11 protein-coding genes are annotated in these 13,086 nt (G+C 74.7%); 5 read left to right on the forward strand and 6 right to left on the reverse strand.

Features of this window, described 5'->3' with window-relative positions; all coding sequences use genetic code 11:
- The first annotated feature begins 248 nt into the window (after positions 1-248).
- From ACWC97_RS05225 to ACWC97_RS05240, 4 genes are all read left to right on the forward strand, one after another.
- Positions 249-881 carry an AIM24 family protein gene (locus ACWC97_RS05225; RefSeq protein WP_352277348.1) on the forward strand — a complete coding sequence of 211 codons (633 nt, stop codon included), beginning with the start codon at positions 249-251 and terminating at the stop codon, positions 879-881.
- Positions 881-1,531, forward strand: coding sequence for an AIM24 family protein (locus ACWC97_RS05230; RefSeq protein ID WP_352277243.1), 651 nt, complete (start codon positions 881-883; stop codon positions 1,529-1,531). The genes ACWC97_RS05225 and ACWC97_RS05230 overlap by 1 nt, the downstream gene beginning before the upstream one ends.
- Positions 1,528-2,292 carry an AIM24 family protein gene (locus tag ACWC97_RS05235; protein WP_450647566.1) on the forward strand — a complete coding sequence of 255 codons (765 nt, stop codon included), beginning with the start codon at positions 1,528-1,530 and terminating at the stop codon, positions 2,290-2,292. The genes ACWC97_RS05230 and ACWC97_RS05235 overlap by 4 nt, the downstream gene beginning before the upstream one ends.
- A gap of 122 nt (positions 2,293-2,414) precedes the next feature.
- The gene (locus tag ACWC97_RS05240) at positions 2,415-2,891 is read left to right on the forward strand and encodes a MarR family winged helix-turn-helix transcriptional regulator (protein ID WP_352277240.1); all 477 of its coding nucleotides are present in this window, start codon (positions 2,415-2,417) and stop codon (positions 2,889-2,891) included.
- A 23-nt stretch (positions 2,892-2,914) separates the two neighbouring features.
- Here ACWC97_RS05240 and ACWC97_RS05245 read toward each other — a convergent pair whose 3' ends face one another.
- The gene (locus tag ACWC97_RS05245; RefSeq protein WP_450647567.1) at positions 2,915-4,378 is read right to left on the reverse strand and encodes an ATP-binding protein; all 1,464 of its coding nucleotides are present in this window, start codon (positions 4,376-4,378) and stop codon (positions 2,915-2,917) included.
- Positions 4,375-5,037, reverse strand: a complete 663-nt coding sequence (locus ACWC97_RS05250; protein ID WP_352277236.1) for a response regulator transcription factor — start codon at positions 5,035-5,037, stop codon at positions 4,375-4,377. Before ACWC97_RS05250 ends, ACWC97_RS05245 begins: the two co-directional genes overlap by 4 nt.
- Before the next feature lie 120 nt (positions 5,038-5,157).
- Here ACWC97_RS05250 and ACWC97_RS05255 point away from each other — a divergent pair, with 120 nt between their 5' ends.
- On the forward strand, positions 5,158-5,778 hold the full coding sequence (locus tag ACWC97_RS05255; protein WP_450647570.1) for a PepSY domain-containing protein: 621 nt from the start codon (positions 5,158-5,160) through the stop codon (positions 5,776-5,778).
- A 58-nt stretch (positions 5,779-5,836) separates the two neighbouring features.
- Here the strand turns inward: ACWC97_RS05255 and ACWC97_RS05260 are convergent, their stop codons facing one another.
- From ACWC97_RS05260 to ACWC97_RS05275, 4 genes are all read right to left on the reverse strand, one after another.
- Complete coding sequence (locus ACWC97_RS05260; RefSeq protein WP_352277234.1) at positions 5,837-8,122, reverse strand: serine/threonine-protein kinase; 2,286 nt, start codon at positions 8,120-8,122, stop codon at positions 5,837-5,839.
- Positions 8,123-8,142: 20 nt separating this feature from the next.
- Positions 8,143-10,644 (reverse strand): protein kinase domain-containing protein, encoded by a 2,502-nt coding sequence (locus ACWC97_RS05265; RefSeq protein WP_450647572.1) that lies wholly within the window; start codon positions 10,642-10,644, stop codon positions 8,143-8,145.
- Positions 10,645-10,771: 127 nt separating this feature from the next.
- Positions 10,772-11,731, reverse strand: a complete 960-nt coding sequence (gene meaB, locus ACWC97_RS05270) for a methylmalonyl Co-A mutase-associated GTPase MeaB (protein ID WP_352277231.1) — start codon at positions 11,729-11,731, stop codon at positions 10,772-10,774.
- Between the two features lie 32 nt (positions 11,732-11,763).
- Positions 11,764-12,966: an acetyl-CoA C-acetyltransferase gene (locus tag ACWC97_RS05275; RefSeq protein ID WP_352277229.1), complete on the reverse strand. Its 1,203-nt coding sequence runs from the start codon at positions 12,964-12,966 to the stop codon at positions 11,764-11,766.
- Positions 12,967-13,086: the final 120 nt, after the last annotated feature.

The raw sequence follows: 13,086 nt of genomic DNA on the forward strand, positions 1-13,086 counted from the left end.
GTGGGAGAACGGTGACGGCTGGCGAAAGCAGGCTTGTGAATCAGGGCACAAGCTCGCCCCATTGTGGCATCGGTACGACGGCCGGCCGCCCCCGGGGCGGTGTGTACCGGCTCACGTGCCGTCGGACCGTACGTCCCGATCGCGTACGGATCCCGTACCGGGTGCGTATCAGGGGCGGTCCGGGGCGGATGTCACGGGGACGGGCCCTGTTCCGGCCGGGGGCCTGCCGTTAACGTCGGCCCGTGGCAATGTTCCGACTCCAAGGCAGCAGAACGCTCGCCGTCGACCTGGCCGGCGACTCCGTCAAGGCGAAGAACGGCTCGATGGTCGCCTACGACGGACGGATGACGTTCAAGAAGATGACCGGTGGCGGCGACGGTCTGCGCGGCATGGTGACGCGCAGACTGACCGGCGAGCAGATGACCGTGATGCAGGTGACCGGCCAGGGCACCTGCTATTTCGCGGACCGGGCGAGCGAGATCAACCTGGTCTCCCTCCACGGCGACAAGCTGTTCGTCGAGGCCAGCAATCTGCTCTGCACCGACGCCGGGCTGCGCACCGGCACCTCCTTCACCGGCCTGCGCGGCGGGGCGAGCGGCAACGGCCTGTTCACCACCACCGTCGAGGGCACCGGGCAGGTGGCGATCATGTCGGACGGCGCCGCGGTGGCGCTGCGGGTCTCCGCGCAGTACCCGCTCTTCGTCGACCCCGGCGCGTACATCGCCCACCAGGGCCGGCTCCAGCAGCACCTCCAGGCCGGGGTGAACTTCCGGACGCTGATCGGCGAGGGGTCCGGGGAGGCGTTCCAGATGCGGTTCGAGGGCGAGGGCGTCGTCTACGTCCAGCCCAGCGAGCGGAACACGATCGGGGGCGACGTCTGATGCCGTTCCGCGAGATCAACCCGAAGATGGTCGAGGCGACGGTGGTGCCCGGCCAGCGGCTCTTCAGCCAGCGGGGCGCGATGCTGGCGTACCGGGGCGAGGTGTCGTTCACCCCCAGCATCCAGGGCGGCCAGGGCGGCGTGATGTCGATGATCGGCCGGCGGGTGGCGGGCGAGGCGACCCCGCTGATGACGGTCGAGGGCAGCGGCACGGTGATGTTCGGCCACGGCGGCCACCACATCCAGGTGATCAACCTGTCCGGCGACACCCTGTACGTGGAGGCGGACCGGCTGCTCGCCTTCGACGGGACGCTCCAGCAGGGGACGATGTTCATGGGCTCGCAGGGCGGCGTGATGGGCATGGTGCGCGGCCAGGTGACCGGCCAGGGCCTGTTCACCACCACCCTCTCCGGGCACGGCGCCGTCGCGGTGATGGCGCACGGCGGGATGATCGAGCTGCCGATCACGCCCGGCCGCGAGGTCCATGTGGACCCGCAGGCGTACGTCGCGCACCACGGCGAGGTTCGGAACAAGCTGTCGACCGCGCTCGGCTGGCGCGAGATGGTGGGGCGCGGCTCCGGCGAGGCGTTCCAGCTGGAGCTGAGCGGGAGCGGCACGGTGTACGTCCAGGCCTCGGAGGAGAAGCTGTGAGCACGCCCGTGGTCCTCGACCCGATGACCCTGCCGTCCGACGACAACGTCAACGCGTACACCTTCTGCGTGGAGCTCAAGGGGAGCCAGTGGTTCCTGCAGAAGGGCAAGATGATCGCCTACTACGGGCGGATCGGGTTCGACGGCGTCGGCCACGGCCGCTTCGAGCGGCTGCTGCGCACGAGCTTCCACTCGCCGCTGCACGCGAGCGACTGGGTGGTGGCCGAGGGCAGCGGCAAGATGCTGCTGGCCGACCGCGCCTTCGACGTGAACTCCTACGACCTGGACGAGGGGAACCTGACCATCCGGTCCGGCAACCTGCTCGCCTTCGAGCCGTCGCTGGCGCTGAAGCAGTCGATCGTGCCGGGCTTCCTGACCCTGATCGGCACGGGGAAGTTCGTGGCCGCCTCGAACGGTCCGGTGGTCTTCATGGAGCCGCCGCTGCGGGTGGACCCGCAGGCCCTGGTGGGCTGGGCGGACTGCCCCTCGCCGTGCCACCACTACGACCACGGGTACCTGACCGGGGTGCTGGGCGGCCTGCGCCAGCTGACGGGGATCGGGGGCACCTCGGGCGAGGAGCACCAGTTCGAGTTCGTCGGTGCGGGCACGGTGCTGCTCCAGTCGACGGAGCATCTGATCGCCGAGCAGCCGACGGGCGCGGTGCCGGATCAGGCGGGGGTGCCGGGGCACGGGGGTCAACCTGGCGCCACCCCCCGGATGCCCGGTCAGCTCGGGGACCTCCAGCGTCGTTTCCGACTGTGAACGGTACTCTGCGGAGTGTGACGCCGCGCGTCCGAGCCCCGCGTCCGGATCCGTTCCCGGGCGGTGCCGACCGTCACACTCCCACTTCGTCCAGCTTTCAACTTCTTAGGTAGAATCCATACATGGAGACCGAGACGGCCACTCGCTGGCTGAACGACGCGGAGCAGTGCGCCTGGCGCACCCATCTGGACGTCAGCAGACTGCTGATGCACCAACTGGAGAAGGACCTCCAGCCGTTCGGCCTGACCAACAACGACTACGAGATCCTGGTCAACCTCTCGGAGTCGGACGACCAGCGGCTGCGGATGAGCGACCTCGCCGCCGCGACGCTCCAGTCCAAGAGCAGGCTCTCGCACCAGATCACCCGCATGGAGAACGCCGGGCTGGTCCGCCGGGAGAACTGCGAGTCCGACCGGCGCGGACTGTACGCGGTCCTCACCGAGGAGGGCGCCGAGACCATGCGCCGGGTGGCGCCGCACCACGTGGCCTCGGTGCGCAAGCACTTCATGGACCTGCTGACCCCCGAGGCGCTGGAGAACCTCCAGGCGGCGCTGGGCCCGGTCGCCGAGCACCTGAGGGGACGGCGCGGCCGGATCTGACGCCCGGCGGGCGGGCGGCGGTCTCAGTCGGCTCCGGGCAGCCGGAGCTCGAAACGGGCGCCGCCCTCCCGCGCCTCGCCGACCGTCAGGGTGCCGCCGTGCCGGACGGCGACGTCCCGGGCGATGGCCAGGCCCAGCCCGGCACCGCCGTCGTCCCGGCTGCGGGCGTCGTCGAGCCGTACGAACCGCTCGAAGATCCGCTCCCGCTGGCCGGGCGGGACCCCCGCCCCGTCGTCGTCGACGGAGACGACCACCCCGCCCCGGCCCGCCGCCCGCACCCCGACCTCCACCGCGCCGCGTGCGTGACGCTCCGCGTTGTCCAGCAGATTGCCGAGCGCCCGCGCCAACTGCCCGCGCGAACCGGTCACTTCGAACCGCTCCCCCTCGGGAACCGACACCGTCACCGCGATCCGGTCCCCGGTCCGCCGGGCCACCTCCTCGCGCACCAGCCGCCCCAGGTCCACCCGCGTACCGCCGGGCCGCTCCCCCGCGTCCAGCCGGGCCAGCAGCAGCAGGTCGGCGGCGAGCGTCTGGAGCCGTACGGTGTCGGCGACCGCGCCCGGCAGGTCCAGCAGCTCCGGATGGGCGGCGGCCACCTCCAGCTGGGTGCGCAGCGAGGCGATCGGGCTGCGCAGTTCGTGCGAGGCGTCGGCGACGAACCGCCGCTGCCGCTCCACCGAGGACTCCAGGGCCGCCAGGGTCTCGTTGGTGGTGCGGGCCAGCCGGGCGATCTCGTCGCGCGCGTCCGGCTCGGGCACCCGCCTGCCCAGGTCCTCGGAGGCGGTGATCGCGGCCATCTCGCGCCGGATGCCCTCGACCGGGCGCAGCGCCCGCCGGGTCACCAGCCAGGTCACCCCGGCGACGACCAGCAGCAGGACCGGCAGCCCGGTCAGCATCGAGTCGCGCACGGTGCCCACGGCCTGCTGCTCGGCGGCGAGCGGGGCGCCCGCGTGGACGGTCAGGGTCTCGCCTGCGGGGGTGGTGGCCCGGACAGAGGCGAAGCGGTAGTCGGCGCGCTCGCCGTCGACGGTGGCGGTGCCGTTGGAGAAGTCCGCGTCGTCGGGGTCGGTCTCGCCCCGGCCGGGGGCGGCGGAGTCGTCGTCACCGTCGCCGTCGTCGCCGTCGTCGGAGGAACCGGAGGAACCGGAGGAACCGGAGGAACCGGTGACGGACGGGCGGACCGGGACGACCCGGTCCGTGCCGGTGCCGCTGATCGCCTGGAGGTCCTTGGACACGGCGACCACCCGGCCCTCCTCGTCGGTGACCTGGACCGGGTGGTCCTCCTCGTCGCGGGTCTCCAGGCCGTCGTACGGCACGCCGAGGGCCAGCTGTCCGGCCACCTCCCGGGCCACCACCTCGGCCTGGAGCCCGGCCTGGCCGGTGAGGTTGGCGCGCAGCACGAGCAGCACGGCGATCCCGGCGCCGACCAGGGCCAGCGCCACCACGGCGGTGGCGCCGAGCGCGGCCCTGGCCCGTACCGAGCTCACCGCGCCTCCAGCCGGTATCCGGCGCCGCGCACCGTGCGGATGGTCGCCGCGCCGAGCTTGCGGCGCAGGGTGCTCACGTAGACCTCGACGATGTTCGGGTCGCCGTCGTAGGCGAAGTCCCAGACGTGTTCCAGGATGTCGGCCTTGCTCACCACCTCGCCGGGGCGCAGCGCGAGCTGTTCCAGCACGGCGAACTCCTTGGCGGTGAGGGAGATCTCGGCGCCGTCCAGGTGGACCCGGCGGGCGGCGGTGTCCATCCGCAGGGCGCCGGCGGTGAGCACCGGGGAGCCGGAGCCGCTCCCCCGGCGCCGCAGCAGCGCCCTGATCCTGGCCAGCAGCACGACGTACGAGAAGGGCTTGGTCAGGTAGTCGTCGGCGCCGGTGTCCAGCCCCTCGGCCTCGTCGTACTCCCCGTCCTTCGCGGTCAGCATGAGGATCGGGGTGTCGTCCCCGGCGGCGCGCAGGGCGGCGCAGACCCGGTAGCCGTTCATCCCGGGCAGCATGATGTCGAGGACCAGCAGGTCGTAGCCGCCCCCGCCGGCCCGGTGCAGTCCTTCGAGGCCGTCGTGGACCACGTCCACGGCGAAGCCCTCGGCGGTGAGCCCCGCGGCCAGGGCCGTCGCGAGCCGCTTCTCGTCCTCCACGATCAACAGGCGCATGCCCCACAGGTTCGCAAACCGGAGCTGAAGACGGCTTCAGGTGGCTTCAGGCTGTGTTCAGCATCGCCCCGGCAGAGTGGTTCCCGTCGCAAACCGGCGCACCCGTTCGGGAGGAAACCCATGAAGCGCAAGATCGTCATCGCCGCCGTCACGGCCGCCGTGCTGGCGGGCGGCGGGGCCGCCACCGCGGTCGCCTTCGCCGACGACAGCGACCACGACCGCGAGGTCGGAAGCAGTCTGGCGAGCGACCGGGCCGCCGAGGTGGACGTGAAGGAGGCGGTGGCGGCGGCCCTGAAGGCGGTCCCGGGCACGGCCACCGAGGCGGAGCTGGACGACGAGGACGGCGGGCTCGTCTGGGAGGTCGACGTGTACGGCTCCGACAAGGTCCGGCACGACGTGACGGTGGACGCGGGCAACGGCAAGGTGCTCGACCGGCACGCCGACAAGGACGAGGACGACGACCACGGCGACGACCACGGCGGGCGGGCGTCCGGCCCGGCCCGGGTCTCCCTGGACGCGGCCGTCGACGCCGCGCTGAAGGCCCGCCCGGGGACGGTGACCTCGGTGGACCTGGAGCACGACCGGGACGGCCGGGCGCAGCACTGGGAGGTCGAGGTCGACGCCAAGGACGGCAGGGAGCACGAGCTGACGGTCGACGCGGCCACCGGCAAGGTGACGGCCGACCGGGTGGACGACGACCACGACGACCACGACGACCACGACGGCCACGACGACGACTGAGTACGGACCGGGGCGGGTCCGGGCCGGGCGGTGGGCCGGGAGCCGCCCCGGGGCCGTCTCAGGGCGCGTTGCCGGAGAGGACCGTGCCGTCGGCGAAGCCCAGGTACAGCACATCGCCCTGGACGATCAACGAGACCGTGGCCGGGTCGACCCGGTCGCCCGGTGGTGCGGGCCAGCCCGTGTAGAGCTTGGAGCCGGTGCTCTCCGCGTTCCCGGTGGCGGGCGCCGCCAGGTCGAGGGCCTCGGCCCCCTGCCCGCCGAGGACGACGACCCGGTCGCCGGCCAGCGCCGGGGCGCCCGCGATCTCCAGCCCCTCGCCCAGGTCCTCCGTCGACCAGACCGGGCCGCCGTCGGAGAGCCGGAGGGCGCGCACCTGCTTCGTGTCGCCGATCACGACCGTGCCGTCCCGGGAGACGGCAGGCCGGTAGGCGATGTCCACGCCGGGGGCGTAGGACCGGCGGCTGTCCGGGGCGGTGACATCGACGACGGTCAGCCCGTCCGGGCCGGAGCAGAGCAGGTCCTTGCCCGTCAGGACGGGGGTGCGGCAGGTGACGGCGCCCGGGGCGACCGTGGCCAGTGGGGTGCCGTCGGCGCTCTTCAGGACGGTGATCCCGGCGCCGGCCGCGACGAGCCGGCCGTCGGCGAGGGCGAGCTCCGCCGTGCTGGACCGGTCGTTCCACGGCTTGTCCCAGACGGCCCGGTGGCTGCCGGTGAGGCGGTGGGCGAGGAGCCGGGAGGCGCCGGTGCCGGTGGACCGGACCGCGTAGTACAGCACCCCGTCCGACAGGACGGCGGCCGTGGCCCGGGTGCCGGAGGGCAGCGGCTCGCGCCACTTCTCGGCGCCGTCGGCGAGGCCGCGCGCCACCAGGGCGCCGCCCTCGAAGGCGTGGACGGTGGTGCCGACGACACCGCCCACCAGGGCCGGGCCGCCGGCCGGGGCGGTCCGCCAGCGCCGCTCGCCGGTCGCCGCGTCGAGCGCGGTCACCCGCTGCGGGCCGCCGCAGACCAGCGTGGCCCCCGCCTGTACGCAGGCCACCGGGCCGTCCCCGATCCGGGTCTTCCAGGCCCGCCAGCCCGCCGGTTTCCCGGCGATGTCCGCACCGGCCGCGCCGAAGTCCCCGGTGTGCCCGGCGCCGGCGCCGGGGACGACGACGGGCCCGGACGCCGTCCGTACCGGCCGCGAGGCGGAGGCGCTCGGCCCGGCCGCCGCGTCCCCGCCGTCCCCGCCCTCATCGGCGAAGAGCCCCGGCAGCAGCACCGCGCCCAGCGCCCCGCACACCACCACGGCCGCGGCCGCCCACGCGATCCGCGCTCCCCGCCGCCGCCCCGGCTCGTCCCGTACCGTCACCGGGTCCGGCACCGGGGTCGCCGCGAGGGCGGGGCCGAAGCCCGGGGCCCCGGCCGGTGCCGGTGGTACGGCGGCGGCCGGGCCCGCCGTCCGGGCCGCGTCGCGCGCCCCCGCCGCGTGGGCGTCGAGTTGGTCGCGTACCGCCTCCGGCCAGGGGAACCGCCCGTCCGGCACGTCCCCCGGCAGCAGCAGATCGGCCAGTTCCCCGGGGGCGGGCCGGGCCGCGGGGTCGCCGCGCAGGCACTCCTCGATCACCGCGCGCAGCCGGGGCGGCACCCCGGAGAGTTCGGCCTCGCCCTGGGCGATCCGGAAGATCACGGCGGCCATGTCGGGGTCGTCGAACGGCCCCCGCCCGGTCGCCGCGAAGGCCAGCACCGCGCCCAGGCAGAAGACGTCCGAGGCGGGGACGAGCGCCCGGGAGCCGTTGACGTGCTCCGGCGAGATGTAGCCGGGGCTGCCCACGACCACGCCGGTCCGGGTCAGCTGGGTGGCGTCGAAGGCCTGAGCGATCCCGAAGTCGATCACCTTCGGCCCGGCGGCGCCGAGCAGGACGTTGCCCGGTTTGAGGTCGCGGTGGAGGACCCGGACCGCGTGCATGTCGGCCAGGGCGCGGGCCAGCCCCGCGCCCATCGCGCGGACCACCGATTCGGGCAGCGGACCGCCCCGGACCACCGCCTCCGCGAGGGAGGGGCCGGGGACGTACTCGGTCGCCAGCCAGGGCAGCCGCCCGTTCGCGTCACCGCCGACCAGCGCCGCGGTGTGCGGGGAGCGCACCGCGCCCGCCGCCGTGATCTCCCGCCGGAACCGGACCCGGAAGCCGTCGTCGAGATCGAGGTCGGCCCGGACGGTCTTCAGCGCGACCAGGCCCTCGTACGGGTCCGGCGCACCGGCCGGGCGGGCCAGGTACACCTCGCCCATGCCTCCGGCGCCCAGCAGCCCGAGGAGTTGGTAGGGGCCGATCAGCCGGGCTCTGCCGGCCGGAAGCGGCTCGATCACTCGTGGGTCCTCTCACGCCTTCACTCGGGCAGCGGCACGGAGAGCGTCGTGCCGTCGTCGTAAACGATCTGGACGACGCCGCCGAGGGGCAGCACCTGCGGGTCGTTCAGTTCCTTGTCCAGCTGGATGCCGTCGACGGCGTCGTACGTGGGGGCCGGGACCGGTCCGGGGGCGCCCGGGAGGCGGGTGCGGACCAGGTCGCCGAGGGTGCCGTCGGAGCGGACCGGGACGGTGTACAGCGTCGTGCTGTCCGCCCAGACGACCGTGTCGGCCGCGATCAGCGGGGCGGAGACCGCGTTGCTCCGGCCCCCGCCCGCCTTCAGGGCGAGCGGGAAGCGGTGCAGGACCCGGCCGTCGTCGCGGCCGACGACGACGATCTCGTCGGGCGCTGTCGGCACGTACGGGTTGCCCCGGCGCAGGACCGCCACCCGGTCGTCGATCGCGGTGACGGTGGTCTCCAGGGTGAGTTCGGAGGCCAGCGGCACCCGGCCCTCGTCCTTCAGCGTGGCCGCGTCCAGCCGCACCAGCCCGGTGTCGGTGCCGAAGCCGGAGCCGTCCGAGGCGGGGCGCGCGACGGAGCAGTAGGCGGACCGGCCGCGCAGCCGCAGCTCGTCGCAGGACGTGCCGTCGCCGCCCGCCGTGCCCAGCTCCGTGCCGTCCTCGGCGCGGAACGCCTTCGGCCCCGCCGTGCTGATCGCGTAGACCACCGTGCCGTCGGTGGCGACCGGCCAGAGGTTGCCCTGCCCGCCCTTGGCGATCACCTGCGGGGCCAGCGACTCGTGCCACTTCCGCTCGCCGGTGCGCAGGTCGTACGCGGCGAGCTCGGCGCCCTCGGCCGACCAGGTGGTGGCGGCCAGGACCAGTCCGTCGACGACCATCGGGGCGCTGGCCAGGTTGTGCGCCCCGCCGCCGCGGACCTCCCAGCGGACCTTGCCGGTCCGGGCGTCCAGCGCCTGGAGCCGTTCGCCCGCGGCGAGCAGGACGGTGTCGTCGTGCACGGTGGGGAGGGTGGCGTGGGCGGGCATGAAGAACTGCCCGGTCGGCCCGTAGCCCGCCACCTTCGAGGTCTCCCCCGTGTCCAGCGTCCACATCCGGTGCCCGTCCGCCGCCGACAGGGCCTCGTACGTGCCGTCCGCCTTCCGGCAGACCAGCACGGAGCGCCCGGCGGAGCAGCCGATCGGCGCGCCGGTGAGCTTCCCCCGCCATGGCTTGGTCCAGCCGTCGGGGCGGACGTCGCGGCCGTACGGGACGGTGCCCGAGGCATCGGGGCCGCCCGTGACGCCGACGCCCGCGACGATCCGGCCGTGCCCGGCCGGGGCCTTGCCGGGGCCCGCCGCGTCGGTGGCGCCCCGGCCGCCCCGCCAGACCAGGTACCCCCCGCCGGCCGCGCCCGCCACCAGCAGCGCGGCCAGCGCCAGGGCGAGGCGTCGGCGGGCGCGGCGCGGCTCCGGGGGGCGGGTGGCGCCGTCGGTACTTCCGGCGGCGGGCCCGGGGCCCCGGGTCGGGGCGCCGTGCACGTCGGGGACGCCGGGCGGGTACGGGGCCGGGGCGGCGGCCCCGGTGGGGAGCTGGTGGAACGAGGGGCGGCTGTCGGGGGTCGCCTCGGTCGGGGTGTAGCCGGGGAGCAGGGGGCCGGGCAGCGCGGCGACCCGGGCCAGTTCGCGCCCGTGCTCGGCGATGTGGCCCGCCACCTCGGCCGGCCATGCCCCGGCCGCGCCGGGGTCGAGCAGCCCGGCGAGCGCGGCGGCGTCCGGGCGGGCGGCCGGGTCGGCGGTCAGGCAGCGCTCCAGCACGGCGCGGAGCCCGTCCGGCACCCCGTCGAGGTCGGCCTCGACGTACTTGACCCGGTAGAGCACGGCGGCCACCGGCCCGTCCCCGAAGGGGTCGCGTCCGGTGACGGCGAAGCAGAGCACCGAGGCGAGGCAGAACACGTCCGACGCGGGCACCACGCGCCCGCTGCCCGCCACGTGCTCCGGGGACATGAAGGACGGGCTGCCGACCATGCGGCTGGTGGTGGTGAGCGGGGCGGCCCCGGCGTCGCGGGCGATCCCGAAGTCGATGAGGCGCGGCCCGTCCGCGGCGAGCATCACGTTGCCGGGCTTCACGTCGCGGTGGACGATCCCGGCCGCGTGGACGGCGGCCAGGGCGCGGGCCAGGGCGGCGCCGAGCATCCGTACCGCGGCCTCGTCCATCGCCCCGGCCCGGCGGACGGCGGCGGAGAGGGTCGGCCCGGCGACGTAGCCGGTGGCGAGCCAGGGCACCTCGGCGTCGGCGTCGCCGTCGAGCAGCGGGGCGAGGTGGGGGCCGGTGACGGAGCGGGCGACGGTGATCTCGCGGCGGAAGCGGTCGCGGAAGCCGGGGTCCTTGGCCACGTCGCGGCGGACGGTCTTGACCGCGGCCGGTTCGCCGCCGCCGTCCCGGACGCCGAGGAAGACCTCGCCCATGCCGCCCGCGCCGAGTCTGGCCCGTACCGTGTACGGCCCGATCCGTCTCGGCGAGTCCTCCCGCAACGGCCCCAGCATGCGCCTCTCCCCCCGTCGTGCGCGGGGACCGGCGGCGCCGCGCGGGTGCCGGTCCGGTCCGGCGGTCATCCTGCCACGGACACGTCAGACGCGTGTACCGCCGTGGACCGCCGGACACCGCCCCGGGTCAGGGCCCGTCGGTGAGCCCCGCCACCAGCTCGTCGGCGGCCGTGTACGGGTCGAGGCCGCCGGCCACGACGCGTTCGGCGAGCGCGCCGAGATGGCGGTCGCCGTGCAGGTCGCCGATGCGTTCGCGGAGCCGGGTGACGGCGATGGTCTCGACCTCGCGGGCGGCGCGGGCCCGGCGCCGTTCGGCGAGCACGCCGTGCTCCTCCATCCAGGCCCGGTGCTTCTCCAGCGCCTCGACGACCTCGTCGATGCCCTCGCCCCGGGCGGCGACCGTCTTGACGATGGGCGGCCGCCAGTCGCCGGGGCCGCGCGCCTCGCCGAGGCCCAGCATGTGGTTGAGCTCGCGGGCGGTGGCGTCCGCGCCGTCCCGGTCGGCCTTGTTGACCACGTACACGTCGCCGATCTCCAGGATTCCGGCCTTCGCCGCCTGGATGCCGTCGCCCATGCCGGGCGCCAGCAGGACGACGGAGGTGTCGGCCTGGGAGGCGATCTCCACCTCGGACTGGCCGACCCCGACCGTCTCCACCAGGATCACCTCGCACCCGGCCGCGTCCAGCACCCGGATCGCCTGCGGCGCCGACCAGGCGAGCCCGCCGAGATGGCCGCGGGTGGCCATCGAGCGGATGTAGACGCCCGGGTCGGAGGCGTGCTCCGACATCCGGACCCGGTCGCCCAGCAGCGCCCCGCCGGAGAACGGCGAGGAGGGGTCGACGGCGAGGACGCCGACCCGCTTCCCGGCCCGCCGGTACGCAGAGACCAGCGCCGACGTGGAGGTCGACTTGCCGACCCCCGGCGAGCCGGTCAGCCCGACCACGTAGGCGTTGCCGGTCAGCGGCGCCAGCGCCGCCATCACCTCGCGCAGCTGTGGGGACGCCCCCTCCACCAGGGAGATCAGCCGGGCCACGGCCCGCGGCCGGCCCGCGCGCGCCTGCTCCACCAGGGTGGGGACGTCCACCATCACCGCTCCGTTCGCTCGTTGCGTGCCACGTACTACTTGCCCGGTACGCGGACGATCAGCGCGTCGCCCTGACCGCCGCCGCCGCACAGCGCCGCCGCGCCGACCCCGCCGCCGCGCCGCTTCAGCTCCAGCGCCAGGTGCAGGACGACCCGGGCGCCGGACATGCCGATCGGGTGGCCGAGCGCGATGGCGCCGCCGTTGACGTTGACCTTCTCCGGGGTCACGCCGAGGTCCTTCATGGACTGGACGGCGACCGCGGCGAACGCCTCGTTGATCTCGATCAGGTCCAGGTCCTCGACGCCCAGGCCCTCCTTCTTCAGGGCGTGCCGGATCGCGTTGGACGGCTGCGACTGGAGCGAGTTGTCCGGACCGGCCACATTGCCGTGGGCGCCGATCTCGGCGATCCAGTCCAGGCCCAGCTCCTCGGCCTTGGCCTTGCTCATGACGACGACCGCGGCGGCGCCGTCGGAGATCTGCGAGGAGGTGCCCGCGGTGATCGTGCCGTCCTTGGCGAAGGCCGGGCGAAGCCTGCCCAGGGACTCCACGGTGGTCTCCGGGCGGATGCCCTCGTCCTGGGCGAAGAGGACCGGGTCGCCCTTGCGCTGCGGGATCTCGACCGGGGTGATCTCGGCCTCGAAGACGCCGTTCTTTTGGGCGGCGGCGGCGCGCTGGTGCGAGAGGGCGCCGATCTCGTCCTGGTCGGCGCGGGTCAGCCCGAGGCGGGCGTTGTGCTTCTCGGTGGACTCGCCCATCGGGATGTTCTCGTAGGCGTCGGTCAGGCCGTCGTACGCCATGGAGTCGAGCATCTCGATCGCGCCGTACTTGTGGCCCTCGCGGGACTTCGGGAGCAGGTGCGGGGCGTTGGTCATGGACTCCTGGCCGCCCGCGACGACCACGTCGAACTCGCCCGCGCGGATGAGCTGGTCGGCCAGGGCGATGGCGTCGAGCCCGGAGAGGCAGACCTTGTTCACGGTGAGGGCGGGGACGTTCATCGGGATGCCCGCCTTGACCGCGGCCTGGCGGGCCGGGATCTGGCCCGCGCCCGCCTGGAGCACCTGGCCCATGATCACGTACTCGACCTGGTCGCCGCCGATGCCGGCCCGGTCCAGCGCCGCCTTGATGGCGATGCCGCCGAGGTCGGCGCCGGAGAAGCTCTTCAGCGAGCCGAGGAGGCGGCCCATGGGCGTCCGCGCGCCCGCGACGATCACGGAGGTGGTGTCGGTCGTTCCAGACATGAGGAGCGCCCCTTGGGTGAGAAGTGAACGAGGGTTTACCCGAATGTACTGAGCGGCCCCGCGCCCGTCATCCGGCAGCGGGTGTGACGGCGCGCACGTTGCGTAACCGTCTCCGCGGCG

This window comes from Streptomyces sp. NPDC001108, assembly GCF_053598535.1.

Bases quoted from the DNA above. Each gene is read 5' to 3' on its own strand.
- ACWC97_RS05225 (WP_352277348.1), top strand. From the start codon at position 249: ATGTTCCGACTCCAAGGCAGCAGAACGCTCGCCGTCGACCTGGCCGGC.
- ACWC97_RS05230 (WP_352277243.1), top strand. From the start codon at position 881: ATGCCGTTCCGCGAGATCAACCCGAAGATGGTCGAGGCGACGGTGGTG.
- ACWC97_RS05240 (WP_352277240.1), top strand. From the start codon at position 2,415: ATGGAGACCGAGACGGCCACTCGCTGGCTGAACGACGCGGAGCAGTGC.
- ACWC97_RS05250 (WP_352277236.1), bottom strand. From the start codon at position 5,037: ATGCGCCTGTTGATCGTGGAGGACGAGAAGCGGCTCGCGACGGCCCTG.
- ACWC97_RS05255 (WP_450647570.1), top strand. From the start codon at position 5,158: ATGAAGCGCAAGATCGTCATCGCCGCCGTCACGGCCGCCGTGCTGGCG.
- ACWC97_RS05265 (WP_450647572.1), bottom strand. From the start codon at position 10,644: ATGCTGGGGCCGTTGCGGGAGGACTCGCCGAGACGGATCGGGCCGTAC.
- meaB (WP_352277231.1), bottom strand. From the start codon at position 11,731: ATGGTGGACGTCCCCACCCTGGTGGAGCAGGCGCGCGCGGGCCGGCCG.
- ACWC97_RS05275 (WP_352277229.1), bottom strand. From the start codon at position 12,966: ATGTCTGGAACGACCGACACCACCTCCGTGATCGTCGCGGGCGCGCGG.